This window comes from Candidatus Dadabacteria bacterium (assembly GCA_026705445.1).
Lineage (GTDB): Bacteria > Desulfobacterota_D > UBA1144 > Nemesobacterales > Nemesobacteraceae > Nemesobacter.
In genome coordinates this window covers 1-24,289 of sequence record JAPPAR010000020.1, presented here as the reverse complement: position 1 = coordinate 24,289, position 24,289 = coordinate 1, and the positions used below count along the sequence as shown (strand labels likewise).

23 protein-coding genes, 2 tRNA genes and 2 pseudogenes are annotated in these 24,289 nt (G+C 50.4%); 15 read left to right on the top strand and 12 right to left on the bottom strand.

Annotated elements, in window-relative coordinates; all coding sequences use genetic code 11:
* Window positions 1-83: 83 nt before the first annotated feature.
* Window positions 84-1,478, bottom strand: coding sequence for an ammonium transporter (locus OXG75_05105; GenBank protein MCY3625351.1), 1,395 nt, complete (start codon window positions 1,476-1,478; stop codon window positions 84-86).
* A 478-nt stretch (window positions 1,479-1,956) separates the two neighbouring features.
* On the opposite strand from OXG75_05105, the gene eno reads away from it, so the two are divergent.
* Genes eno through leuD form a run of 3 tightly spaced genes read left to right on the top strand, consistent with a single transcriptional unit; the run spans window position 1,957 to window position 5,291 of the window.
* A complete protein-coding gene (gene eno / locus OXG75_05100; GenBank protein ID MCY3625350.1) occupies window positions 1,957-3,234 on the top strand; it encodes a phosphopyruvate hydratase in 1,278 nt (425 codons plus the stop codon).
* Between the two features lie 2 nt (window positions 3,235-3,236).
* Complete coding sequence (gene leuC, locus OXG75_05095; protein ID MCY3625349.1) at window positions 3,237-4,661, top strand: 3-isopropylmalate dehydratase large subunit; 1,425 nt, start codon at window positions 3,237-3,239, stop codon at window positions 4,659-4,661.
* Window positions 4,662-4,664: 3 nt separating this feature from the next.
* Window positions 4,665-5,291 carry a 3-isopropylmalate dehydratase small subunit gene (gene leuD / locus OXG75_05090; GenBank protein MCY3625348.1) on the top strand — a complete coding sequence of 209 codons (627 nt, stop codon included), beginning with the start codon at window positions 4,665-4,667 and terminating at the stop codon, window positions 5,289-5,291.
* Window positions 5,292-5,312: 21 nt separating this feature from the next.
* Here leuD and OXG75_05085 read toward each other — a convergent pair.
* Together OXG75_05085 and OXG75_05080 are read right to left on the bottom strand one after the other, a co-directional pair.
* Window positions 5,313-5,411 (bottom strand): annotated as a pseudogene (locus OXG75_05085) (DUF2905 domain-containing protein).
* A 46-nt stretch (window positions 5,412-5,457) separates the two neighbouring features.
* Window positions 5,458-5,631, bottom strand: coding sequence for a hypothetical protein (locus OXG75_05080; GenBank protein ID MCY3625347.1), 174 nt, complete (start codon window positions 5,629-5,631; stop codon window positions 5,458-5,460).
* 178 nt (window positions 5,632-5,809) lie between these two features.
* Here OXG75_05080 and OXG75_05075 point away from each other — a divergent pair, with 178 nt between their 5' ends.
* Window positions 5,810-6,517: an IS1595 family transposase gene (locus OXG75_05075; GenBank protein MCY3625346.1), complete on the top strand. Its 708-nt coding sequence runs from the start codon at window positions 5,810-5,812 to the stop codon at window positions 6,515-6,517.
* Window positions 6,517-6,909 (top strand): hypothetical protein, encoded by a 393-nt coding sequence (locus tag OXG75_05070; protein MCY3625345.1) that lies wholly within the window; start codon window positions 6,517-6,519, stop codon window positions 6,907-6,909. Before OXG75_05075 ends, OXG75_05070 begins: the two co-directional genes overlap by 1 nt.
* A gap of 218 nt (window positions 6,910-7,127) precedes the next feature.
* On the opposite strand, the gene OXG75_05065 is transcribed toward OXG75_05070, so the two are convergent.
* The 5 genes and pseudogenes from OXG75_05065 to mazF all read right to left on the bottom strand — a co-directional run bounded on the left by OXG75_05065 (window position 7,128) and on the right by mazF (window position 11,935).
* A complete protein-coding gene (locus tag OXG75_05065) occupies window positions 7,128-7,514 on the bottom strand; it encodes a hypothetical protein (GenBank protein MCY3625344.1) in 387 nt (128 codons plus the stop codon).
* Window positions 7,515-7,560: 46 nt separating this feature from the next.
* Window positions 7,561-7,695 (bottom strand): DUF2905 domain-containing protein, encoded by a 135-nt coding sequence (locus OXG75_05060; protein ID MCY3625343.1) that lies wholly within the window; start codon window positions 7,693-7,695, stop codon window positions 7,561-7,563.
* Window positions 7,696-7,759: 64 nt separating this feature from the next.
* Entirely contained in the window at window positions 7,760-8,770 is a 1,011-nt protein-coding gene (locus OXG75_05055) for a hypothetical protein (protein ID MCY3625342.1), read from the bottom strand.
* Window positions 8,771-8,786: 16 nt separating this feature from the next.
* Complete coding sequence (locus tag OXG75_05050) at window positions 8,787-11,477, bottom strand: DEAD/DEAH box helicase (protein MCY3625341.1); 2,691 nt, start codon at window positions 11,475-11,477, stop codon at window positions 8,787-8,789.
* A gap of 99 nt (window positions 11,478-11,576) precedes the next feature.
* Window positions 11,577-11,935 (bottom strand): annotated as a pseudogene (gene mazF / locus OXG75_05045) (endoribonuclease MazF).
* Window positions 11,936-12,411: 476 nt separating this feature from the next.
* Here mazF and OXG75_05040 point away from each other — a divergent pair.
* The 10 genes from OXG75_05040 to OXG75_04995 all read left to right on the top strand — a co-directional run bounded on the left by OXG75_05040 (window position 12,412) and on the right by OXG75_04995 (window position 20,489).
* A complete protein-coding gene (locus OXG75_05040) occupies window positions 12,412-14,151 on the top strand; it encodes a peptide ABC transporter substrate-binding protein (protein ID MCY3625340.1) in 1,740 nt (579 codons plus the stop codon).
* Between the two features lie 203 nt (window positions 14,152-14,354).
* On the top strand, window positions 14,355-15,776 hold the full coding sequence (gene rpoN, locus OXG75_05035) for an RNA polymerase factor sigma-54 (protein MCY3625339.1): 1,422 nt from the start codon (window positions 14,355-14,357) through the stop codon (window positions 15,774-15,776).
* Between the two features lie 3 nt (window positions 15,777-15,779).
* Complete coding sequence (locus OXG75_05030) at window positions 15,780-16,322, top strand: HPF/RaiA family ribosome-associated protein (GenBank protein MCY3625338.1); 543 nt, start codon at window positions 15,780-15,782, stop codon at window positions 16,320-16,322.
* An 11-nt stretch (window positions 16,323-16,333) separates the two neighbouring features.
* Window positions 16,334-16,798, top strand: coding sequence for a PTS sugar transporter subunit IIA (locus tag OXG75_05025; GenBank protein ID MCY3625337.1), 465 nt, complete (start codon window positions 16,334-16,336; stop codon window positions 16,796-16,798).
* A complete protein-coding gene (gene hprK / locus OXG75_05020; GenBank protein MCY3625336.1) occupies window positions 16,785-17,714 on the top strand; it encodes an HPr(Ser) kinase/phosphatase in 930 nt (309 codons plus the stop codon). The genes OXG75_05025 and hprK overlap by 14 nt, the downstream gene beginning before the upstream one ends.
* A complete protein-coding gene (rapZ, locus tag OXG75_05015; GenBank protein ID MCY3625335.1) occupies window positions 17,711-18,571 on the top strand; it encodes an RNase adapter RapZ in 861 nt (286 codons plus the stop codon). Before hprK ends, rapZ begins: the two co-directional genes overlap by 4 nt.
* A 7-nt stretch (window positions 18,572-18,578) precedes the next feature.
* The gene (locus tag OXG75_05010; protein ID MCY3625334.1) at window positions 18,579-18,989 is read left to right on the top strand and encodes a PTS fructose transporter subunit IIA; all 411 of its coding nucleotides are present in this window, start codon (window positions 18,579-18,581) and stop codon (window positions 18,987-18,989) included.
* Between the two features lie 23 nt (window positions 18,990-19,012).
* Window positions 19,013-19,336, top strand: coding sequence for a hypothetical protein (locus OXG75_05005; GenBank protein ID MCY3625333.1), 324 nt, complete (start codon window positions 19,013-19,015; stop codon window positions 19,334-19,336).
* Between the two features lie 33 nt (window positions 19,337-19,369).
* Window positions 19,370-20,170 (top strand): HAD-IIA family hydrolase, encoded by an 801-nt coding sequence (locus OXG75_05000; protein ID MCY3625332.1) that lies wholly within the window; start codon window positions 19,370-19,372, stop codon window positions 20,168-20,170.
* Between the two features lie 118 nt (window positions 20,171-20,288).
* Complete coding sequence (locus OXG75_04995) at window positions 20,289-20,489, top strand: hypothetical protein (GenBank protein MCY3625331.1); 201 nt, start codon at window positions 20,289-20,291, stop codon at window positions 20,487-20,489.
* A 275-nt stretch (window positions 20,490-20,764) separates the two neighbouring features.
* On the opposite strand, the gene OXG75_04990 is transcribed toward OXG75_04995, so the two are convergent.
* The 4 genes from OXG75_04990 to OXG75_04975 all read right to left on the bottom strand — a co-directional run bounded on the left by OXG75_04990 (window position 20,765) and on the right by OXG75_04975 (window position 24,226).
* Complete coding sequence (locus OXG75_04990) at window positions 20,765-23,176, bottom strand: TonB-dependent receptor (GenBank protein ID MCY3625330.1); 2,412 nt, start codon at window positions 23,174-23,176, stop codon at window positions 20,765-20,767.
* 103 nt (window positions 23,177-23,279) lie between these two features.
* Window positions 23,280-23,364, bottom strand: a tRNA-Leu gene (locus OXG75_04985).
* Window positions 23,365-23,388: 24 nt separating this feature from the next.
* Window positions 23,389-23,463: transfer RNA gene (locus OXG75_04980), tRNA-Cys, on the bottom strand.
* Window positions 23,464-23,539: 76 nt separating this feature from the next.
* Entirely contained in the window at window positions 23,540-24,226 is a 687-nt protein-coding gene (locus tag OXG75_04975; protein ID MCY3625329.1) for a PhzF family phenazine biosynthesis protein, read from the bottom strand.
* Window positions 24,227-24,289: the final 63 nt, after the last annotated feature.

Sequence of the window (24,289 nt, the reverse complement as noted above, 5' to 3'; positions counted from 1 at the left end):
CATTCCAACTGAGAACACAACTGGGTTGCAGCCTGCCTCTGGACGCCCACGGTTCGGGCTGGAGGATTATCCTGACACTCTAATCAGTCCTCTTCCGGCATCACCACAAATTCTGGATAGGCTTCGATGCCCAGCTCGCCCACGTCTTGGCCGATGGTCTCGACATCCTTTGAAACCCGCAATCCCAAGGTCCGGTCGATGACAAACCACAACAGCATCGATGACCCAAACACAAACACGCCGATGGCCAAAATGCCGATGATCTGAGCAGAGAGACTTCCACCGGCGGCGATGCAGACCGCCAATGTCCCCCAGATGCCAGTGCAGAGATGAACGGGGACAGCACCCACGACGTCGTCAATCTTTACCATTTCCAAAGACTTCATAGACAACAGGCAAACCATGCCCCCGATTGCTCCGATCACTACTGCCCAGTGATGCTGGACGATATCCGGCGCCGCTGTGATCGCGACGAGACCGGCCAGAGCGCCATTAAGTCCGGCGAACAGATCGACACGGCCGAGTACGGGCCGGGAGAGACTCAGAGCCGCTAGGACCCCAGACCCCGCAGCTAGATTGGTGTTGGAGAAGATGTTGCTCACCGCCACGGCATCGAATGCGCCGCTGAGGGCCAGCTGCGAACCGCCATTGAAGCCGAACCAGCCCAGCCACAGGATAAAGACACCAAGAGTGACGACCGGAACATTGGATGGAGGGGTCGGCTTGACACTGCCATCAGCCCGGAACTTGCCCGAGCGCGGTCCGAGCATTATGGCCCCCGCGAGTGCCGCCCAGCCTCCTGTGGAGTGGACCACCGTGGAACCGGCAAAGTCCTTGAACCCCAATTCAGCCAACCAGCCCCCGGCCCAAGTCCATGCGCCAACTATTGGATAGATGACCGCGGTCAGTACAGCGATGAAGACAAAGAAAGGCCACAGCTTCACGCGCTCGGCCAGAGTACCCGAGACAATCGAAGCCGTGGTCGCCACGAACACCATCTGGAAGAACCAATACGACATCGCCGAGTAACCGCTCTCGACGACGGCCGCGGTGGCTGTTTCCTCGCCACCCAGCAACGCCACTTCATCGATGGTCGTGCCGTACAGGAATTCGAACGAACCAAACCAGCCGCCCGGCTCGACACCGACATACATGATGTTGAAACCGATCAGGTAGTACGCCAGTCCGGCAATGGAGTAGAGACCAATGTTCTTCAGGCAAATGACCGAAGCGTTCTTCGTCCGTACCGAACCCGCCTCGAGCATTGTAAAGCCTGCTGCCATCCACATCACGAGGGTACCCCACACAAGAAACCCAAACGTGTTGAAGACGAACTGCGCCTCGCCCTCGATGGCGGCCCATGCGGACACGGGCGACAAGACCAAGACCATTAGCATTGCGACAATGCCGAATCTAGTCACAACCCAGGCGGCAGAACTCCGACAGCCCTTAAATAACCGAAAGTCATGGATGATCATAGCTGATTCCTACCTCCTCCTACGATAGACAGCGGCCGCACAACGAGCGACAAGACGAAGACGCGGTTTTAGTAGAAGATCATAGTGCTTTCCGGTGTTCGTGTTGAGACCAGACCCAAAATAATGCCTGATTGCCCGGTAGCCGAAAAAATGTTTCTCTATCCTCTATTAAAACACGTTTTGAGCAACCCCTCAATAGAAAACAGCGAACTGTCAAACCATGATGACTTGAAACCATGTAGGGGCCCCAAGCTGATTCTACACCGCAGTGAACAAGCGATTCTGCCGGCTTTATTGTGAAATCCAGATGCCTGTAACTTCCAGACGTGACAGAAGGTCCTTGTTCCGCGTTGGAGACTGTCACCTTTGTGATGCCGGTTTTACGACATGTTTGAAAAATAGTTCCAATTCCGTACAATCAAACCCAAATCAGAGTTTGCGCTTTATAGTTGAACAGGCAACTCAAGAGGGAACAAAGATGTCAAAGATAAGCAGAATAAAAGCAAGAGAGATACTGGACTCAAGGGGAAATCCAACGATAGAAGTAGAGGTAAACTGCTCAGACGGTGCCTTCGGCCGGGCGATGGTTCCCTCGGGAGCATCGACCGGAGAACACGAAGCGCTTGAGCTTCGGGACGGGGAAAAGCACAGGTATATGGGAAAGGGGGTTTTGAAGGCGGTAGAGAATGTTCACGACATAATAGCTCCGCGCCTTGAGGGTCTTGAAGCGTGCAACCAGGCCATGATAGACCGGGTCATGATAGAGCTTGACGGGACGGAAACAAAGTCCCGTCTCGGAGCGAACTCCATTCTGGGCGTGTCGCTTGCCTCGGCGAGGGCGGCTGCGAACTCCAGGGGAACCTCCTTTTTCAGCTATCTAGGAGGCGAAGATGCCGATACCCTCCCTGTACCGCTTATGAACATAGTCAACGGTGGCACTCATGCGGACAACAACCTTGATTTTCAGGAATTCATGATAGTTCCCCATGGTTTCTCCACTTTCCGGGAAGCCCTTCGGGCGGGAGTGGAAACCTTCCACACACTCAAATCCATACTCAGCGCCAAGAACCTCTCGACGGCCGTCGGAGACGAAGGAGGTTTTGCACCTTCCCTGGGATCAAACGAAGAGGCGCTCGAATTCATAATAGAGGCCATATGGAAAGCTGGATACAGCCCCTCAGAGCAGATATCAATAGCGCTTGACGTAGCTTCAAGCGAGTTCTTCCGCGAGGGAAGTTATCATGTGGAGCGAAAAACCGTGCCGGTCGCCGGTTTAATGGAAATATACGAGAAGTGGATAAAAAAATACCCTGTTGTTTCGATAGAAGACCCCCTGGATGAAAACGACTGGGAAGGCTGGAAGACGCTTATGAAAAAAATAGGCTCCGACGTACAGCTTGTCGGAGACGATCTTTTTGTAACGAACACGAAGAGACTCTCAGACGGAATAGATTCGGGCGTGGCAAACTCCATACTCATAAAGGTAAACCAAATAGGAACGCTTACCGAAACCCTCGAGGCTATTGAGATGGCCAAGCAGGCGGGTTATAGTTACATAATATCCCATCGCTCGGGAGAAACAGAGGACTCGACGATAGCGGATATTGCAGTTGCCACAAACGCCGGTCAGATAAAAACCGGGTCGGCATCCCGAAGCGACAGAATAGCAAAATACAACCAGCTTCTGCGCATAGAGGAGGAGCTTGGGGAAAAAGCGCGGTTCGGGAACGAAAAGACAGTGCTCTGGAGCAGTTAACGATGGCAGGAAAAACTCTTTTTGACAAAATCTGGGAATCACACCTCGTTCACGAAGAAGAAGGTAAACCGTCCCTTCTCTACATAGATCTTCACCTAGTTCACGAAGTTACCTCTCCCCAGGCGTTTGAAGGGCTGAGAATTACGGGACGAGAAGTAAGGAGACCGGATCTTACTTTCGCCACCATGGATCATAACGTGCCGACCACCGACCGTAGCGGACCGATTTCGGACCCCATATCCGCAAAACAGATAGAAGCCCTGCGGCAGAACTGCACAGATTTCGGAGTAACGCTTTTCGGAATAAGAATCAACAACCACTCCCAAGGCATAGTACACGTTATCGGTCCGGAACTCGGCCTCACGAAACCCGGGATGACGATAGTGTGCGGAGACAGCCACACCTCAACCCACGGGGCGTTCGGAGCGCTCGCTTTCGGCATAGGAACAAGCGAGGTTGAGCACGTTCTGGCGACGCAGTGCCTGAGACAGAACCGCCCGAAGGTGTTTGAAATAAGGGTCGATGGCGAACGCCAGTACGGGGTCACAGCGAAAGACATAATCCTTGGGATAATCGGACATATAGGAACCGCGGGGGCCACCGGGACAGTTGTCGAGTACCGGGGGGAAGCTATAGAAGCCCTCTCCATGGAAGAGAGGATGACGGTGTGCAACATGTCGATAGAGGGAGGAGCGAGGGCGGGAATGATAGCGCCGGACCAGAAAACCTTTGAGTACGTAAAGGACCGCCGGTACGCACCGAAAAACGACAATTACGAAAAAGCGCTTGAGCACTGGCAGACTCTCCGAACGGACCCCGACGCCGTCTTTGACAAATCGGTCACTCTTGACGCCCGCAAAATAGCTCCGCAGGTAAGCTGGGGGACCAACCCCGGGATGGTGACGGACGTAACTTCAAAAGTGCCCGACCCGAGGGACTGCGAGGATCCGGGCGAGAGAAAATCAATGGAGCAGGCCCTTGAATACATGGACCTAAAGGCAAATACCCCGATAACGGACATAAACGTCGACAGGGTGTTCATAGGCTCCTGCACGAATTCCAGAATGGAAGACCTGCTGGCGGTCGCGAAGCTCGTAAAAGGCAGAAAGGTCGCAGACAGTGTAAACGCCATGGTGGTTCCAGGCTCCCAGATCGTAAAGAAAAAAGCGGAGGAAATGGAGCTTCACAGGATATTCACCGAGGCAGGATTCGAATGGCGCGAATCGGGATGCAGCATGTGTCTTGGAATGAACCCGGACATACTGGCCCCCGGGGAGAGGTGCGCAAGCACATCCAACAGGAACTTCGAGGGACGCCAGGGAAAAGGCGGGAGGACCCATCTTGTGAGCCCCATAATGGCGGCCGCGGCGGCGCTTTCGGGACATTTCGTGGACGTCAGGGACTGGGATATAGAAAAGGGAATCTGAGATATGGAAAAACTAAAGAAAATATCGGGGAAAGTGGCGGCTCTTGACAGAATGAACGTCGACACCGACCAGATAATTCCCAAACAGTTTTTAAAACGCATCGAGAGAACGGGTTTCGGCGAATTCCTGTTCTTTGACTGGAAGTATAACGACGACGGAACCCTGAACAAGGATTTTGAACTCAACCAGACTAGATACGCGGGGGCGTGCGTACTTCTTGCCCGGGACAATTTCGGAAGTGGAAGTTCAAGAGAACACGCGCCGTGGGCTATAAGGGAAGCGGGATTCCGTGTCATTCTGGCCCCTTCCTTCGCGGATATTTTCTACAACAACTGCTTTAAGAACTCGATACTTCCAATAGTTATCTCCAAGAACAAAACGGATGAGCTTTTCGGCCTTGTGCGGGAAAACGAAGGTTATTCCCTTGAGGTTGACCTTGTCAAAAGGTCCGTAACAGGGAAAGGGGTAGAGTTTTCATTCGAGATAGACGATTTCAAGAGAAAAGTGCTTCTTGAAGGGCTTGACGACATATCGCAGACCCTTGAGATGGAGACAAGCATAGAGAGGTATGAAAAACTCTTTATGAGCGAAAGGCAGTGGGTTCTTCCCGACGAGCGCAAGAACCCCTGACCCTCACCTTGGCTTACCCCTTTATTTTCTGAAGAAAAGATTGCCGAGAAGCGTAAGCAGAATGCTCAGCACCACGCAGGTCGCAATCGGAAAATAGAAACTGAAGTTCTCTCTTTCGATTCGTAATTATGCATTTGACAAACTAATGCACAACATGTAGAATTATCTACATGCTAAAGAATTCAGTTATTTCAATCTTTTCCTTCGGTTCTTCCGAGGTAATTTTGTCGAGTTCCTTCATTACTCGCTTGCCGAAAATACATTCCATAAGGTATCTGTCGTCTTTTTCGAGTATGTCTTTGGGGAGCTTTTTTCTTTTCTTAGGGGGTTTTTGAACCATGTTAAACCTTGTTTCCTTAATGGATAAATTTCAAACCGACGACGATTGCCGCGAAGCTTTGGAGAAAATTCGTTGGCCTCATGGTATACATTGTACCCGATGCGGATGCGTAGAGGTACTGAAACTTGAAAAACAGAACCGCTGGAAGTGCCTCGGTTGCAATTACCAGTTCTCGGTAATGAGCGGAACCATCATGCATGATTCCCACCTCCCGCTCCGCAAGTGGTTTATTGCCATCTACCTGATGTGCGAATCGAAAAAAGGCATTTCGGCCAACCAGATGAAACGCACCCTCGGGGTACAATACAGAACCGCGTGGTATCTTTGCCACCGAATCCGCCAAGCAATGGGCAATGAACCGTTTGAGGGCCCTACGCTTGTCGGAGTTGTCGAGGTAGATGAAACCCTTATCGGAGGCAAAACGAAGGGCAAGGGTCGGCGTTACACGGGAAATAAGACTTGGATTGCTGGAGCCATCCAGCGTGGTGGGAAGGTTCGCATCGAGAGAATCCCCAACACGAAAAGGGAAACGCTTCACGGGTTTATCAAACGGGCGGTGAAGGATGAAGCTGAAGCGGTCTACACGGACGAATGGAAAGCTTATCTCGGAGTTGAAGATTCCGACACTCGCCACGAAACGGTTAACCACTCCGAGGAAGAATGGGTCCGGGGGGATGTCCATACCAACAGCATCGAGGGCGTGTGGAGCCTGTTCAAGCGTTCAATTATCGGGGCGTTTCACAAGATGTCCGTTAAACACATGGACCGCTACATCGAGGAGCTTGAATGGCGGCTTAACAACCGAGATAACCCGCATATCTTCATTGATACTTTAAAGCGGATTATGAATACCGAAAATCTTACTTATAAGGAGCTTGTAGCTTAATGTCAACGAAAACCGACAAGATGAACTTAGATGAACTAATCGGTGTTGCCAGTGAGTTATTGAAATTGGCACATTTAGAACTTGCTTTTCCGGTGGAACAGCAATCACTTCGTGCTTTCGATAGAGGTTTTCTTTCAAAACCAGAGGACGACGTGTTAAGAACTCTTTTTAACGTGCAAGACAGATTAAGTCCCCTAATAAAAGAAATCGAACGTTTAGATAAACACGTAGAAACCAGAGCCTTTGAATTGATAATAAAACACAAAGTGCTTCCCCGGTACTTAGAAGAAAAGATTACATCTGGCGAAGCTGTTTTAGATTCCCACATAAAACGATGTGAGGAACTTTGTCAAAAGTTTAAGGTAAACCCCTACGATATTTCAGAAGAATAACCGCCAATGGGAATTATAATTTTCGCTGTCTTAATCGCTATCCCCTTGTGCTTGATCCACCACGGAAAAGGGCGCTGGGGAGCCTATGTCTTTGGGGTATATCTCATAGTGGCATATCTTCAAAACAGAGAAGGTCCCTGGGTAGTAGCGGCTCCGCTTTTCTTTATCTTGATAATTTTAGTCTTATATTGGCAAGTAAAACAAGATCACTAAAGGGATTATGATTTCTCATCAAAAGGATTTGGATTATCGCGGGTAAAAATACCCGGAAACATTTCCTCGGCTTTTTTTATTCTCTTTTCGAGCCGCTCCTCTTCCGTAAGCTTTTCTGCGAGAATTTCATTTACCGTCTGTTGCCTGACAATTTCAACAACGGGTTTGCTGGAATAGCTTCCCCCTCCTTCCTTCTGAATAAGCAAATCAAGTTTTTCTTCTAAACGTTTTTGCTCTTTGTCGGGCCAGAGAAGCCTTACAAAAATCAAAATAAAACCAAAAGCTATAACCGTCAGAACCCTCTGTCCTTCCGCATCTAGTATTTCCACTATGACACCACCCATAATTGCCGAAAGGAGGGAAACAATATCTCGTGCTGTCTTATTTTCCACAATGCGGGTATTCTATATTTTGTGTTGTAGTTAGTCAAATGCATAATTACGTTTCGATTTTTATGTCCCCTGGAAGTTTTCCGAGAAAACCGAGCTTCGCCACGTAGGGAAGCAGCACACCGAGCGCTATGAGCCCCGCGCCCAGAATGATAAGAACTCTCGCTGCTTCCGTAATGTTCATACAAGGAACGTTAACCGCAGAAAAGCAACAGGCAAACCGCGGACGCAGATGTCCGCGCGCGGCGCTACGCAAGACCGAGTTTTCTCCGTGCTTCTGACTTTTTGAGAGAAGAGGCTTTTTCAAGCGCCAGGACCGATTTCCCCCTCAGATCAAGCCTGCCCTTTCTGCTTTCCCACAGTCTGACCGAACCGACGCTTACTCCCGCAAGCCGTGCGAACTGCGCTGCGTTAAGACCCAGCCGCCCGCGAAGCTTCACAACATCCTCTCCCCTGAAAACAGACGGCTCGACCCGGGTAGGTTCCGTCGGCTTTTCGCTTTTTTTCTTGAGCGCCGACCGGGGCGTTCTGTCCCCCGCTTCGCCACTGTCCTCTCCCTCGCCGCTGTCTAGATCAACCCCGAACACATCGCCGACATCGTCTTTTATGCGCCTGTGTCCGCCCTGATTTTCGGGTATGGGGATATCCTCTCCTACCATATCCTCGTGGTTTACGCCACGGAGCCTGAAAAGCAGTTCGGGCTGCCTGTCAAGCGTTGTCCCCACGCCGTACAGTACGGCGGAGAGGTGTTTGCAAAGCGACGACCAGTCAGGACAGTCACAGTCAAGTTCTATTTCCCCGGGACGCGGAAACAGTCCGGTTTTGGGATGCGTAACAACCCCCATGACATTATCGGACAGTCTTCCCTGAAGCAGTTCCAGAACTGATCCTATCTGTCCCATGCACCGCTTTTTTATATCATCCCAGCGCCGGGGTGGAAGCGGAGTGATTGACACGTTGACCATGTACAGGTCCGAACCGCTGACAATGGCCCTTATTTCCCCTTCGCTTATTTCCATATTAAGCACCAGACCATTGCGCAGGTAGCTTTTCCCCCTGGGCAGACGGTTTGAGTAGTCGCTGAATTTCTCAAGATGATCGCACCACGCCCGTCCCCAGAATGTTCTGGCGATTTTTCTGCCCTCAATTTCAACAGGATGGAGTTCAATACCCTGCTTTCGAAGCTTCGCCACATCCCTGCGGGCCTTGGCGCGCCGCGCGGAAACAGAAGCCTGAGGCTTCCATGAACGATAACCCATACCGCGTACTCCTTCTCTAGGTAAGCACTCTGTCAACGTCAAGACTGACAATGTCTATGAGCTCGTCATTGCTCATTTCCGTCAGAATCGCTTCGCCGCCTCCGCTCAGTATATCATCGGACAGCGCACTTTTATCCATTATCATCCTGTCTATCTTGTCTTCTATAGTACCTTGGCAGACCATTTTGTGCACAAGAACATTGCGCTTCTGCCCTATGCGAAAGGCACGGTCCGTAGCCTGATTCTCCACCGCCGGGTTCCACCAGCGGTCAAAATGGATCACGTGAGACGCCTGGGTAAGATTGAGTCCGACACCTCCGGCCTTTATGGAAAGCACGAAGAAGGGCGGGCCGTCTTCCCGCTGAAACTGCTCGACTCTCTCCTTTCGGCGCGCTACCGGGGTGGCGCCGTGAAGTACCAGTCCCGATTGCCCGAAACATCCGGCAAGATACTCTGCAAGAGGCCTTGTCATCTCGCGGAACTGCGTGAATACCAGAACCTTTTCCTGGCGCGAAGCTATCTCCTCGCATATCTCGCCGAGGCGGGAGAACTTGCCGCTGTCCCGCGCGGTGTAGTTCCCGTCCCCGAACCACTGGGAAGGATGGTTACATATCTGCTTGAAGCGCATTATGTAGGAGAGCACAAGCCCCCTTCTCTTCATGCCTTCCGTCTCCGCACTGAGAGCGGTCTTCAGCTCGCCCACGGACTTTGCGTAGAGGGCCGCCTGTTTCTTGCTGAGACCGCAGTAGGCGTAGACTTCGGTTTTGTCCGGCAGGTCGGCGATAATCGTCTTGTCTGTCTTGAGGCGGCGCAGAATATACGGCCTCACAAGATTTCTAAGCGGCGCGTAACGGTCCCTGTCGCTGCCGTCCAGTGATTTAACAAACGCATGGAAGCGTTTCGCCGAGCCCAGAAGCCCCGGACAGATAAAATCAAACAGAGACCACAGGTCCGCAAGACGGTTCTCCACAGGGGTGCCGGTAAGAGCTATTCTGGATTCGGCTTTAATTTTTTTCACGGACCTGCTCTGCCGTGTGCCGGGATTTTTTATGGCCTGAGCTTCGTCAATAACGCCAAGATGCCACTGCTCCCCGAGCAGCCAGTCGTGACGGGACAGCATGCCGTAGGTGGTAATAACCAAATCCCTGCCGGCAAGGCAGTTGTCTTCCCCGTCCGGCCCCCACCCGTCGTTTTCCGGGGAATAGGACGGATGAACGAGAAGATAGCTTATCGAAGGAGCAAACCTGTCAAGTTCGCTTTTCCAGTTGCTAAGCAGGGACGCGGGCAGCACAAGCAGGGACGGTTTGCGGACTCCCTGTTTCTTCAGAGCGAGAAGCAGGGCTATGACCTGAATTGTCTTCCCGAGCCCCATGTCGTCAGCAAGACAGGCCCCCAGCTTCAGCTGCGAGAGATACCAGAGCCAGCCAAGCCCTTTTTCCTGATAGGGACGAAGAGTCGCGTCAAGTGTGTCGCCCACAAGCCCAAGAGCCCGCGTACCGGGGTTGGCGAGGTTGTCGAGAATCCTGCGAAGACCCTTGCCCGCCTGTACAGACGACCACTCTTTTTCCGCACCGCCTGCGTTAACCGCAGACAGGTCGGCGGGAGAACCCGCAAGCAGCCGCATTCCCTCGATAAACGAAATTCCGCCCTCGGCAACACTGTCTTCGACTTTTTTCCAGTGCTCAAGCGCCTCGTTCAGTTTTTCTCCGTCAACTTCCACCCACTGCCCCTTGAACATTACAAGCCCCTCGCCTGATGCCGTAAGTTCCTCCCATTCCTCCCTGCTCAGGGTAGAGCCGCCGAGAGTCAGGGCAATGTTGAAGTCAAGCAGGGTGCCGGCCGTGAATTTTCTCTCCTCCGAACTGTCTATTCTCACGGTAACCTGAGGACGGCTGCGCTTTTTCCACCAGTCAGGCAACCTGATCGAGAGACCTGCCTTTTCATAAACCGGAAGATCCCTTATAAACTTGCAGGCTTCAGAAGGCGTCCAGGCAAGCGGATAGTAAATATCTCCCGATTCAAGCAGTTCCCTGACCAGAGAGCTGGTTTCCGAAGCGAGATAAACCGGTGAGAGCAGATTAATCAGTTCCTCCTTGCGATTGTCCCCGGCGTACTGGCGCAGGGCTTCGCCCAGAGGTTTGTGCTTTACCCCTCCCCGGTCAGAAAGACGCGTGGTGTAGGTTGCCATGAAGGCGAAAGGATAATCTTCATCTCTTTTGTTCTCCGCAAGATGAAAGCAGACGCGGCCCACTTGATGCCAGAGAGGAGCCCGTTTTCTCAGAAATTCCGCAAAATCGCCTCCGGTTCTGCTGACCGATTCACAGAGCCAGAGGTCGAGTGTGGCCCACGCATGTTCGAAAACCGCGTGGGAGAGATACTCCGCCCCCTTCATGGGCGGCGCGCTCCGGAGCAGTTGGTCAAGCTCCGGGGAACGGGAAAATCCAACAGGCTTCATGGACCGCGCGGAAGATGTGGAGAGATTGCATCGCACTGTCAGGTAAATACACGCAAACTCTCCCCAGAACTGAAAGCCCGAAGAAAGCTCTGCGGTGTTCCTGCGGGCGGCAAGAGCAAACAATCCGTCGCCGATACCTTTCTCAAAGGCTTTCAAGACGGAAGAAGGCACCTGGACCTCGACCGATTTGTCTTCCGAAGAACTGTAGCAATGCAGACGCCCATGCGGCGTTATACCAAGCTTGATTGTCATCTTGAACTATTTCAGACGGTCCTGCATTCATCCAGCAGCTACACAGATATATGGAAAAGCGGGATACGGAGACCGGTTACTTAAATTTCTTTAACCATCTCATTCCTGCACCATACCCGGCCCAAGAAGCATATTCAGCTTTCCTAATACTTCCGCTATAAGGTATGACGGTGTCTTGCACTCGAAGCTTGCTTTTCTTGCCTGCCAGTCCAAGCTTTTGACTTGGTCAATCAACACGACTCCTTTTACCGTAATCGCGGACGGCAGCACAACCTCAAAAGGGTATTCTTAACTTTGGAGGCTATGGGACATAGCAACGCCAGTCTGGTCTTCTCGTTGTATTTTCGCGGACTAATCACCAAAGCGGGACGTCATCCTGCCTGCTCATGTCCGGATTGAGGACTAAGGGTAACCCATACTATATCGCCCGCGACCGGTACATATTTCGGTTTTACCATTGTTCGTTGCCCTGAGGTGGTCCGGTATCCTGTTCCACATGAAGATTGTTTTCTGTTATTTTGGCCAGCAAGTCATCGACTTTCCCGGTGAACAATCATACGGCCTCCAGACGATACGATCTCTACGGCAGAACCTTCATGAATACCCAACTGTTCGGCTACAGGCCTGGGAATGCGGATAGCAAGCCCCTTGCCCAAACTGGCAACATGCAACTTAGAAACCATTTTTAATACTCTCCACTATAACCCGTCTTATCACATAGGGACGGGCAAATTGACTTGATTTCCCAAACATCACAGTGCTATAACATCTCCTTGACATCAGAACTCCTGCAAAAAGAAAATCTCGCTACCAACAAAAACAATGTACTCTGCCTAAAACATTTTTCAACCGTGCAGCGGTTGCGTTTCGACTGCTTTTCGGGAATTTTATTAGGGATATTCACAGCCTTTCAAACTTTTCAGGAGAAACTCAGATGAAATACAAAAAAACTTTCCTGTTCCTAGCAATGATAGTCGCGGGACTCTTCATAGCCTCCTGCGGAGATGACGACGATGAGGATGCCCTGACCATACTTTTCTGGCAGGCCCCTACAATTTCCAACCCTTATCTCGCAAGCGGGACCAAGGATGTTGATATCAGCGCTCTTGTTCTTGAGCCTCTGGCAAACTACGACGAGGAAGGGGAACTGGTTCCTCGCCTGGCCGAGGAAATTCCGACTGTGGAAAATGGCGGAGTATCAGAGGATATGACCACGATAACCTGGAAACTTAAAGAAGGAGTACTCTGGTCCGACGGCACTCCTCTTACAGTCGAAGATATTATATTTACCCACAGGTACCTGTGCAGCCTGGCATCGGCGAACGATGTGTGTAATACCGTTCCCCTAGGGAATGTAGGCCCTGTAGAAGATTCCCCGCTCAGCGTCAGAATTACCTTCACCGAAACCGTGATCTATCCGTATGTTCTCTTTGTAGGGACATCCTCCCCCGTTCTGCAGAAAGCGCAATTTGCAGACTGCGTCGGTGAGCAAGCGGCCCGGGAATGCCAGATGGAGAACCTCCACCCGGTCGGCACCGGACCATACAGAATCACCGACTTCACGGTCAATGAATCTGAATCGGGAGCTGTCTCATCCTCTCTTGCTTATGAAAAAAACGAACACTTCCGCGCAGCCGGGAAACTTTTCTCCAGAGTTGTTGTAAAGGGGGGCGGGGATGCCGTTACCGCGGCGCGGGCTGTTCTTGAGACGGGTGAAGCGGACTACGGCTGGAACATGCAGGTAGAGCCCGGGACACTTAGAAATCTGGAAGATGGCGGCAAGGGGATGGTCAGCCCGGCCTTCGCGTCTCTTGTCGAGTCCCTGGTAATAAACTTCACTGATCCCGACCCGGATCTCGGAGACGGGCGTTCCGAGTGGTCAGGCGGAAATAACCCTCATCCCTTCCTGACTGACCCCGCCGTGCGCGAGGCCCTCTCGCTGGCTATTGACCGCCGAGCTATCGTCGAGCAGCTTTACGGAGCGGCGGGCAGGGTTACATGCAACATTATTCCGGCACCTGTACGGTACGCTTCTCGGAATAACGAGGACTGCCGTACCCCGAATACTCAGAAAGCGAAATCTCTGCTTGATGAGGCAGGATGGATGCCCGGGGCAGACGGCATCCGGGAAAAAGACGGAATCCGCCTGGAAATTCTTTACCGTACATCCGCCAACAACGCGGTTCGCCAGAGCACCCAGGAATTTATCCAGAAATGGTGGAAGGATATAGGGGTTGAGACCGATATCGCGAACAACATTGACCCGGGCACCTTCTTCAGCGACGGTCCGGACAATCCCGACAATGTCTGGAGATTCTATGCCGACATTCAGATGTATGCAGACAGCGGAGCATCCGTTGATCCGCAGAACCATCTTTCAAACTGGCAGACCAAAGAAATTCCAAGTGCCGAGAATGGCTGGATGGGCGGCAACGTACCGCGCTGGTCTTCTCGGCAGTACGATGATCTCTATCGGCAGCTTGTGGGTGCCCCTATCGGTCCTGACCGTGAGAACCTGGTTATCCGGATGAACGACATGCTGGTTCAGAACCACGTGATTATTCCCCTGGTTAACCGCGCCTCAGTCTCAGCTTTTAGCAACAGCTTGAAGGGGGTACGGGCAAACAACTGGGACTCCGAGCTCTGGAATATCCACGAGTGGTACCGCGAGTAATACGGCCCGGTTCCAGGATTCTGAACAAAAAATCTGCCGCTTCTCTGCCGCCCGTTTCCTCATGTCCCACGGCAAGGGTCGCTCCTTGCACAGCTCTCCGCCGCTTCTGCCACAGATTCCTGAAATTAAATAACAGATCAAATGGTGTTATAATTTAAACGGGTCGGTTTTACAGGAAACAGGGAAAGGAGAAAGTCATTTAAATGAGCGGATTCGGTCTTTCGCAGACCCCTAATGCAGCACAGAAGCAAAAGTTCATACTCACCCAGCATCTCAGGCTTTTCCTGAGCCTGGTACAGATGAACACAGTTGAACTCAGAGAGTACCTTGAGGAACAGTTAATAGAAAACCCCGCCCTGGAAGAAGACCCCGATTCACCTCCGGAGACGGAAAAAGACGATCAGGGAGAATCCCTTCTAAACGAGCTCGGTCAGATGGAAACCGACTATCCGCCACCTGGAGAGTTCTCTGCGGAAACAGGCGATGAAACCACATGGGAAAACCAGATCCCCAACCAGGATTCCCTGTTCGAACACCTGCACTGGCAGCTTGAAATGACCGATTTCAGCAAACGGCAAAGGCAGATAGCTTCGCTTGTTATCGGCAACATAAACGAGGACGGGTATCTAGAGATCGGTCTTGAGGAGATAGCAGAACTGCTTGAAGCAGGAGACTCATCAGAGGCAGGCGGTGACCGCATGGGGGAGATAACACGGGTAGCCGAGAATATACGCACCACGTTTGATCCCATCGGAGTCGGTTCCCGCTCCCTCTCCGAGTGTCTCGCCGCGCAGGCTCTTGATCTCGGGTATGAAAGGGAAAGCGTTATTATGCGGGTGGTGGAGAGTCATATCGACGATCTCGGCAGAAAAAACTACGACAATATCTGCGCCGAACTTGACATAAGCAGGGAAGAGATACTGGAAATTGAAGCCGCAATAACTTCCCTTGAACCAAAACCCGGGCGACCTTATTACACCAAGGACACAACCAGAAACATCGTTCCCGACTTCTATGTTTACAGGGTGGGAGATGAACTGCAGATGCAGTCAAACAGGAGTTTTCCGAAACTCAGGATAAGTTCCTATTGCAGAAAAATTCTCGCCGACCGCGCGAACCTGACAGGAGAAACCACGGACTATCTGCGGGAAAAAATCGAGGTAGCCCAGAGAATCGTCCGCTGCATCGAAGAGCGGGAGATGACAATACGCAAAGTCATGGAGAAAATCGTCGATGAGCAAAGGGAGTTTTTCGACCACGGCAGCGCTCACATAAAACCCCTGAAGCTAAAGGACATAGCTGATAAAGTGGGCATTCACGAATCAACCGTAAGCCGTATAACAAGCAGAAAATACATACAGTGCCCCCAAGGAGTTATAGAACTTAAAAAGCTTTTCTCAAGAGGAGTCCGCTCATCCAACGGACTAAAGGTTTCGATTGAGCGGATAAAATCAATGATCAGGGAAATAGTTGATGAAGAACCGGCCCAGTGTGCGTTCTCGGACGAAGATATATCCAGAATACTCTCCATGAAAAACGTAAAAGTCGCGAGAAGAACGGTCGCGAAATACAGAAAGATACTTGGCATACCCAGTTCATCAAAAAGACTCTCAAAGGAGGTTTGAACCATGAAAACCGATATCATTACGAAAAACATTCCCGACAAAAGAAGGTCGGAACATTTCAAACGTTACGCGATGAAGAAAATGCCGAAGATAAACAGATACATAGACCCGCAGAGAAATCCCTCGGAAGCAAGGATAGTCCTCTCCGCGGAGAAACTCAGAAACAGCGCGGAAATAACGCTCAGCTCGGGTTCCCTGAAAGCGGCGGCTTCGGTAGAGACAGATGAAATGCACTCGGCCATAGACAAGCTTTTCGACACGATCATAAAGCAGCTGAGAAGAAGAACTGACAAGCAACTGGCGCTCAGAAGAAGAAGTATCTCAAAAAAGCCCTCCGCCGCACGTAGAGACAGATATCAAGGGGAAAGCAGCGTCAGGGTGGATCACCAGCATCTCAGCCCCAAGCCCATGAGCGTTACGGAAGCGCTACTGCAGCTTGACGCGTCCGAAGAGAACTTCGTGGCTTTCAGAAACAGCGAAACACTTGAGATGAATGTCGTTTACAAAAAAGCGGATTCGAAAAAGGCAGGGCTTCTTACGCCCTGAGTGCGGAAAAAGTGAAGATTTCCGAATGTCTTGAAAAGAACTCCGTGTTTCCCCGGCTCGTTTCGACTACAAAGCAGGATTTGCTGCGGGAGCTTTCGGAGAAAGTCGGCGAGATTCTTCCCAGGATCAACGTGCAGAGGCTAAACGAGACACTGGCTGAACGGGAAGAAATGTGCAGCACCGCGATTGACTCGGGAGTGGCAATTCCGCACGTAAAACTCCTCGACATCCCTGATATGACCATGGCTCTTGCCAGAAGCGAAACGGGGGTTCGTTTCGACTCTCTTGACGGAGAGAAGACCCATCTTTTCGCACTGATAATAATCCCCGAGAGCTGCTCTGCGGAAACCCGGACAACCCTGCTTGCACGCATATGCAGGATACTCGCACAAGGTGACGTAAGGTCAAAGCTTATTGCGTCACAGGAGGCTTCTGATATTTACAGCCTGCTGATTGAAGAAGATGAGAGACTCTGAGAACAGTTATTCCCTTTCGGTCGGGGACTTCTACGGGGAATTCGGTGAAATACTCTGCCTTGAACCGATAGGCGGGGAAGCCGGATTTGAAAGACGCATAATTTCACCAAGCGCCAAGAAGCCGGGACTGCGGATGATAGAAAAGAAGATAGAGCTTGAGAACGGAAACGTACAAGTGCTCGGCAGAACGGAAATCTCCTACATAAACGGATTCCCCGGAAAAACGCAGAAAAAAATAATAACGAACCTTCTCTCAAACGACATTCCATGCTTCATACTCTCAAAAGATGCCCGTCCGGATGCGTCCTTTACCGCACATTTTGAAAAAAAACAGGTTCCGCTTTTTACCACAACTCTCGGCACGGGGAAATTCATAACCATTCTCAATGAACTGCTCGCTGAGGAATTCGCGACTCGCATAACAGTTCACGGAGTGCTTCTTGACGTGCATCGCAGGGGAGTTCTGATACTCGGGAAAAGCGGAATCGGAAAAAGCGAATGCGCTATTGATCTCATAATACAGGGTTCCAAGCTTATAGCGGATGACGTGGTTGAAATACGCAAAATAGGTTCTCATGCGCTTGTAGGAGTGGGGCCCGACAATATAAAGTACCTTCTGGAAGTACGGGGAATAGGCATAGTGAACATAGAGGATCTTTTCGGAACCACATGCGTTATGGAAAAAAGGCAGATAGACATGGTTGTGGAGCTTCACCAGTGGGACTCCGAAACTGAATACGACCGTCTGGGAATAGACACGAGAACATACTCGATACTTGACGTGGAACTGCCGTACATTGTGCTGCCCGTGAGTCCGGGAAGAAATATGGCATCGGTAATAGACGTGGCGGTGCGGAACCAGATACTCAAGGAAACCGGCAGGAAAATCGAGATCTCCTCAACTGCCCGGGAATGATGGAACAGATAATAATACTGAGCGGGCTTTCCGGTTCGGGAAAAAGCACGGCGGCAAAAGTCCTTGAAGATCTGGGGTTTTTCTGCGTCGACAATCTCCCTCCGGAACTTCTTTTCTCTTTTATCGACCTTTGCGGGAAATCTCTTACGCAGATAAAAAAAGCGGTCGCAGTCATTGATATACGGATACCGGTAAAAGATACGCTTTACGATTTCGAAAAAGTGCTGGAAAAGATAAGAGAGTCAGCTGAAAGGGTCGATCTTGTGTTTCTTGAATGCTCTGAAGAGACAATCGTTAAAAGATACAAGGAGACAAGGAGAATTCATCCGCTTGGAAGCGAGAAGACGCTTGCAGAAGGAATATCAGAGGAAAAGCAAATCCTGGCAAATATACGAGAACTCTCGGACAAGCGCATAGACACAAGCACCCTCAGCGTTCACGAACTGAAAGCGATCATAGCAAAGATTGCCGGGACAACCGACAAGCAGACCCCTCTTATCACCCTTCTCTCTTTCGGCTACAGGTACGGAGTTCCCGAAGACGCAGACTTGGTTTTCGACGTTCGGTTTCTGAAAAATCCCCACTTCACAGAATCCCTGAGGGATTTTGACGGAACCAGCGGCGAAGTCGTGGACTTTGTCATGTCGGATAAAGCTTCGCGGGAGTTTCTGGAGAAGCTGTGCTCTTTTCTGCGGTTTTTAATCCCGAAATATTCAGAGGAAGGAAAGTCCTATCTTACCCTGGGGATAGGCTGCACCGGAGGGAAGCACCGCTCCGTAGTCATGGCCGATGCTCTCGGCGAAAGCCTTTCCGAATATTCCGCTATTATTAGACACAGGGATATAAATAAGCTATAAAAGTGCTATGTTTTCCATAGTGGTGGTCACGCACGGAGAGCTCGCAAAAGAGCTTATATCGGCAGTGAACTTCATTCTGCCCGAGAAACCTAGGGTCAAGATGACCGCAGTCTCAATAGACGCCTCAAAAGACTCCAAGGATTTTGACAAAAAAATAAGGGCTTCAGTCGATAGCGTTGACGAGGGAGATGGGATACTGCTCGTAACGGACATGTTCGGGGGAACTCCTTCCAACATAAGCCTGATGTTTCTTGAGAGCGGCGAAATGGAGGTGATTTCAGGGGTGAATCTGCCAATGCTTTTAAAACTCGGCACCGTTGAGGAAAAAACCACTCTCAAAGAAGCGGTGCAGCTCGCGGCCAAGGCGGGAAGAGACAACATAATAGTGGCAAGTGAACTTCTTAGTAAAAACGGTTAGAATACGCCGGAGAGGATGCTTAAATGGACGTACACACACTTGATGCCGTAATCGAAATGTACACGAACCATCTCCTTCAGGGTGAACTTGAAGGGTTTCAGATCGAGATAGCCCCCGAGATAAAGGATGAGATCGCAGCGATAGCCCTTTACCTCGATTCAAAGACCGTCAGAGCTTCCGGAGAAATAGAAGAGTTCTACGAAGGATACAAAAGGGCTGCGTTTGACATACTTTCCTTCATGGGAGTTGAGTTTTTTGAAGACAGGGAAAACAAACTGATCAGGATAATGAAGTCTAATTACGACTCCGATCTTCAGGAAGAACTTAAAAAGAGTATCTGGGGATAGAACTGCCTCTCCCGTAAATTCCCGGCCCCTGTTATGGATTTTCAAAATTCGTTTGATCATTTTGTCTTTGACCTAGACGGGGTTATATATTCCGGCGAAAAGGCCATCGGCAACTCCCCCGAGGTGCTAGAGACATTAAGAAAGAATAAAAAAGAGATACGCTTTATAACCAACAACCCCTCGCGGTCTCCTTCTGACTATGCCGAAAAACTCAGAGGACTCGGAATTCGCTCGCACGATAGCGAGTTCGTAACCTCCCCCATGGCAACCGCTTCTATGATAAGGGAAAAACTTTCATCAGAGAAATGGAAAACGGTCTTCATAGCCGGAAGCGATTACCTAAAGAACGAGGTCAGGGAGACGGGACTGGTTGAAGTTTCAGGAAATGACTCTCTCGGCGCAGACCTCGTGGTGATAGGAAGTCACCCGGGATTTAATCTTGAGGAAATAAAGACCGCTTCCATAGCAATCGGAAACGGCGCAGACTTCATCGGAACAAACGGAGACTTCTTCTACCCTTGCGAACACGGCCGGGCCCCCGCTACAGGAGCCCTCCTCGCATCGGTGGAAGCCGCATCGGGGAAGAAAGCGGTTACATCTGGGAAACCCGAAAAATACATGTTCGATATTCTGGAGAAAAGTGGAGTGGCACACACGAAAAAAACTCTTCTGGTCGGAGACAGTCTCCGAACCGACATTGCCGGAGGGGAAAAAGCAGGGTACAGCACGGCACTTGTAATGACCGGAGTTACTAAAAAAACCGATCTTGAGGGCAATGCAATAAAGCCCGACTTCATCCTTAAGAATGTCTTTTTTCTTTTAAAACCGCTGTGATTGAAAGGTCATGAGTAAAAGCAATTGTGTCACTTAACCGAAACTTAATCTCGGGATGTTGACTTTTGATAACCGGGGTGTAGCTTTTGGTTGAAGATTTTTCCCGCTGGAGGTAATCATGCTCAAATTTATCAAAAAAGACGATGAAGACTTTCACTACCCGTTAGACATCTCCGACACGTTTGACGAAGATGATGGGCTTGAGGATGAATTCGCAGATGAGTTCGACGAACTCTTTGAAGAAATGAATTACCTTTATTACGATGACGATTCCGAGGATATTACAGGGGAAGAGGGAAGAAAAAGAGTGCTTCACTGAGTGAAAGCCGAACCTGCAACGTAAAATTGACTTGCCTTGGCAGGAGATATCCCCGGACCGGGCCCTTAAAACCTGATTCACTAAGAACTAGTCCACGCTTGCGTTTAAGATTTCGCGTGCTATTTCCAAACCGGAAGTATGGAAGTTGGTCTAAATCTACTTGTATATTATCAGCAATCATCCTTGCAATTACGGCATTAATACCGCAATTGCAAGGTACAAGTCTCATTTTTAACAAGGAAGATGAGTTTTAGTACACCTTCCCCATTATTTCATTAGAAGCGCATGCGCGTAACCACACCAAAAGTACGGGGCTGACCCACTCTGTAGGCAAGACGGGCCCGTCCTCCCCGCTCGCGGTCAAACGAAAGCTTAACGTTTTCATCCGTAATATTCTTTACGTAAGCCGTGAACTCGATATTGTCATATACCAAGCCCGCGGAAAGGTTAAACAGGTGGTATGAATCAAGCAGCAGATCAACTTCCGTCGCCTCGTCGGCAGAGGCACCCCTGTAGGGCAATCCATGTCCAAAAACTCCCCTGCCGGGAATCTGATCGCCTGACTGCGTGATGCTGTCGCCTACAAACTGCCATGAAGCCGAGAGAAAGCTTTCCCCGGCACTCAGAATACCCGGCAAAGTATAAGTGGCGGATCCTGCGAGCTGCCAGTCTGGAACAGAAGGTATGCGGTTACCCTCCTCTATTCCCTCAACCGCATCCCCACCTGCCGTCCTGATAGTGGAATCAAACTCTGCTTCTAAATAGCTTCCGGCAAAAGCGAGTAGCAAAGATCTTGTCGGTTGAATAGACAGTTCAAGCTCCGCTCCCGCAGTGTGAGATTCAGGTACGCTGATCGTAACCCTGGAAGAGCAGGGTCCCGCATCAACGTTTACACCCAGATTTTCAATGTCGGTATAAAAAACCGAGCCGTTGAATGTAACATTCTCAAAAGAGGACTTAAACCCAACCTCGTAGTTCCAGAGGGTCTCATCCTCAAACTCCTGATATCCCCGAAAAGTATCATAGGCATCTCCGCAAAGCAGCTGGTTAAGGGGGTCATTAACTCCACCGAGACGAAAGCCTCGGGAAATCTGAGCATTCACAGTAACGTTATCGTTAGCATCGTAGCTCACCATAAACCGAGGTGTAAATCCGTCGGAGGAAACTGTAATGTCCTGGTTCTGGGCATCAGCATTCGAGAAACCTCCACCGGATCTGAAAGTCTTATCCTCTTCCCAGTCATACCAGCGCAAACCCGCCGTCAAGCCGAGACGGTCAAGCAGGTTATAGGTCGCTTCTCCGAAAAGTGCAATCTGCCTTAAATCATATGTCAGATCGGAACTATAAGGCGAATCCACTGCATCGGGGAAGTTAGTGTCAGCCGAAGGTATAAATAACGCATCATACCCTGGAGTCGGCAAACGCTGAGAATAGTCACGCTCCACGTCGGAGTAGAAAACACCCGCAAGCCACTGAAATGCGCCGTCATCGCTTGAACTCAAGCGAAGTTCATGGGTCATCTGTTCAAGGTCGGTAGTGTCACGCAGATTGGATGGGTTTGCCACTTGATCCTCTGCAAATCCAAGGTCCACGCTCACGCTACCGGTAAGAGCACTCGCATCACGACTTACAAGAAGGTCGCGGTTTATATAGCTTACCGAGTATGTAACGTCAAAGAAGTCTTCAATGCTCCAATTTACCACGGTGTCAAAAATCAGAGTTTCATCTTCAAAAGCCTCGTCAAGCAGCAGATGCTGCTCTCTATCACCAAGCGGAGTCGGGGGATCGGTATAGGGGTTTGCAAAAAGGTTAAATACCTCGTCGCGGTTAAACCCTCCAAGATCAATGTTCTGATATATAACTCGCGGAGTAATGGACAAGTTTTCGGTTGGCTCCCATAAAAGGGAAATACGCCCACCGTGACGGGTGCCATCGTTTACATCTTCATCCACAGCACCCCCTTCCTTTTGCGCATCGATGAAACCGCCGTATCTAGTACCGTAAGCAACCAAGCGAAAGGCCGCATCTTCGCCTAAAGGAACATTGAGGGCTGTTTTCAGATGACCTCCAGCAGAACCTTCGTCAAGATAATTTCCGTCAATCTCGACTTTAACCTCGTTTACACCCAAAAGCGGCTGGTTGGTTATATAGCGAACGGTACCGCCGATTGAGCCTGATCCGAAGAGCGTGCCCTGCGGTCCTCTGAGGGTCTCCACACGGTTAAGGTCGAAAAGATCGATATCAGGAGTGAAAAGCGACAGTGATATAGGGGTTTCGTCGAGATACACGCCAACCTGTTCCTTTACGCCGGGCTGGTCCCGCGCTATCTGCCCGGAAGAAACGCCGCGGATTGTGACTACGCTTTGGCCCGGCCCGAGGTTCTGTATGGAGAGTCCGGCAACGTTGCGCGAAAGATCCTCCAAGTTAGTAGTGTTAAGGCGCTCTATATCCTCTTCTGACTGCACATTCAGGGAAAAAGGCACGTCCTGAGCAAGCTGAACACGCTTGGTGGCGGTTACAAGCATTTTCCGGAGCGTGTAACTGCTGTCTTCCACGGCACTGAGATTTTCTTTCTGCTCATCCTGGCTTTTCTGCCCATCTTGGGCAACAGCATTCAGCGAAAGAACCAGCGCAAACGAGAAAACAAATGCAAAAATGGCTACGTTAAGCCGAGTCCTAAAATTCATCTCCAAAACCTCCTTGAAATCAACCCTTTGTCCCAACTAGTTCTACTTGTTACATAATATTTCACATTTTAACACATTCGTTTTGGAATTTGGTAGAAAAAAATGCCCAGGGCCGGACTCGAACCGGCACGGGAGATACTCCCGAGGGATTTTAAGTCCCTTGCGTCTACCAATTCCGCCACCCGGGCATTACGCTGAACGGAGTTCAGAACTGGAGGCGGCGCCCGGAATCGAACCGGGGTATGACGGTTTTGCAGACCGTTGCCTTACCTCTTGGCTACGCCGCCCCTGTAACATGGGATTTTAAATTTTACCGAAAAAAAAAGTTTTGTGAATCTTGGCAAGCGACAAATCCAAGTTCCCTTATGACTCCGGATTGATTTCGAAGCTTCCATCAATAATCGCTTTTCCCGACAGAAAGACTCCTTTCTCAGAAAGTCTTGTATTAACGAGCCCTCCTCTTTCTGACGCCTGATAGCCCGTGAGTTCTTTTTTCCCGAGCCGGCGGCTCCAGAAAGGACAAAGGCAGCAGTGAGCAGAGCCCGTAACCGGATCCTCCTCTATCCCGGCGTTAGGAGCGAAAAAACGCGATACGAAATCGTAGCGGTGAGAACTCGAGACGCTCGTTATTATAAGTCCCCTGGAATCAAGCCTTCTGATGCGGGTGGACTCCGGGACAGCGCTTCTTACCGTCTCTTCGCTCTCGTAAAGAGCTATGTAATCAAAGCGGTTTCTGCCCACGTAAAGAGGCCTCTGGGAAATCGCCATAAGCAGGTCCTCCGGCATCTCAACTTCCCAAGGATCCTCCGAGGGAAAATCCATTTCTATGAGATCGCTTTTTCTCCTCGCGGTAAGAATCCCGCTTTTTGTGGAAAACACGGCGTCTTCCGTATCGGGAAGGATGCCGAGAGTGAAAAGAATATGGGCGCTTGCAAGGGTGGCATGCCCGCAAAGGTCAACTTCCATCTTGGGAGTAAACCATCTGAGTTCAAAAACGCCTTTTCTCTTGAGTAAAAAAGCAGTCTCTGAGAGATTTACCCGGGAAGCGATCTCCTGTTTCCTGACTTCGGCAGATTTTCAATCAAAAAGGGATAAGTTGTGACGTAAGCATCT

Excerpts from the sequence above, each read along its gene's own strand:
- OXG75_05055 (MCY3625342.1), bottom strand. The coding sequence starts at position 8,770 with ATGGGTTATCGTTCATGGAAGCCTCAGGCTTCTGTTTCCGCGCGGCGC.
- OXG75_05040 (MCY3625340.1), top strand. The coding sequence starts at position 12,412 with ATGAAATACAAAAAAACTTTCCTGTTCCTAGCAATGATAGTCGCGGGA.
- OXG75_05075 (MCY3625346.1), top strand. The coding sequence starts at position 5,810 with ATGAGCGGAACCATCATGCATGATTCCCACCTCCCGCTCCGCAAGTGG.
- OXG75_04995 (MCY3625331.1), top strand. The coding sequence starts at position 20,289 with ATGCTCAAATTTATCAAAAAAGACGATGAAGACTTTCACTACCCGTTA.
- OXG75_05060 (MCY3625343.1), bottom strand. The coding sequence starts at position 7,695 with ATGAACATTACGGAAGCAGCGAGAGTTCTTATCATTCTGGGCGCGGGG.
- OXG75_05000 (MCY3625332.1), top strand. The coding sequence starts at position 19,370 with ATGGATTTTCAAAATTCGTTTGATCATTTTGTCTTTGACCTAGACGGG.
- eno (MCY3625350.1), top strand. The coding sequence starts at position 1,957 with ATGTCAAAGATAAGCAGAATAAAAGCAAGAGAGATACTGGACTCAAGG.
- rpoN (MCY3625339.1), top strand. The coding sequence starts at position 14,355 with ATGAGCGGATTCGGTCTTTCGCAGACCCCTAATGCAGCACAGAAGCAA.
- leuD (MCY3625348.1), top strand. The coding sequence starts at position 4,665 with ATGGAAAAACTAAAGAAAATATCGGGGAAAGTGGCGGCTCTTGACAGA.
- OXG75_05030 (MCY3625338.1), top strand. The coding sequence starts at position 15,780 with ATGAAAACCGATATCATTACGAAAAACATTCCCGACAAAAGAAGGTCG.
- OXG75_05050 (MCY3625341.1), bottom strand. The coding sequence starts at position 11,477 with ATGACAATCAAGCTTGGTATAACGCCGCATGGGCGTCTGCATTGCTAC.
- OXG75_05105 (MCY3625351.1), bottom strand. The coding sequence starts at position 1,478 with ATGATCATCCATGACTTTCGGTTATTTAAGGGCTGTCGGAGTTCTGCC.
- OXG75_05080 (MCY3625347.1), bottom strand. The coding sequence starts at position 5,631 with ATGGTTCAAAAACCCCCTAAGAAAAGAAAAAAGCTCCCCAAAGACATA.
- hprK (MCY3625336.1), top strand. The coding sequence starts at position 16,785 with ATGAGAGACTCTGAGAACAGTTATTCCCTTTCGGTCGGGGACTTCTAC.
- OXG75_04990 (MCY3625330.1), bottom strand. The coding sequence starts at position 23,176 with ATGAATTTTAGGACTCGGCTTAACGTAGCCATTTTTGCATTTGTTTTC.
- rapZ (MCY3625335.1), top strand. The coding sequence starts at position 17,711 with ATGATGGAACAGATAATAATACTGAGCGGGCTTTCCGGTTCGGGAAAA.
- leuC (MCY3625349.1), top strand. The coding sequence starts at position 3,237 with ATGGCAGGAAAAACTCTTTTTGACAAAATCTGGGAATCACACCTCGTT.
- OXG75_05070 (MCY3625345.1), top strand. The coding sequence starts at position 6,517 with ATGTCAACGAAAACCGACAAGATGAACTTAGATGAACTAATCGGTGTT.
- OXG75_05010 (MCY3625334.1), top strand. The coding sequence starts at position 18,579 with ATGTTTTCCATAGTGGTGGTCACGCACGGAGAGCTCGCAAAAGAGCTT.
- OXG75_05005 (MCY3625333.1), top strand. The coding sequence starts at position 19,013 with ATGGACGTACACACACTTGATGCCGTAATCGAAATGTACACGAACCAT.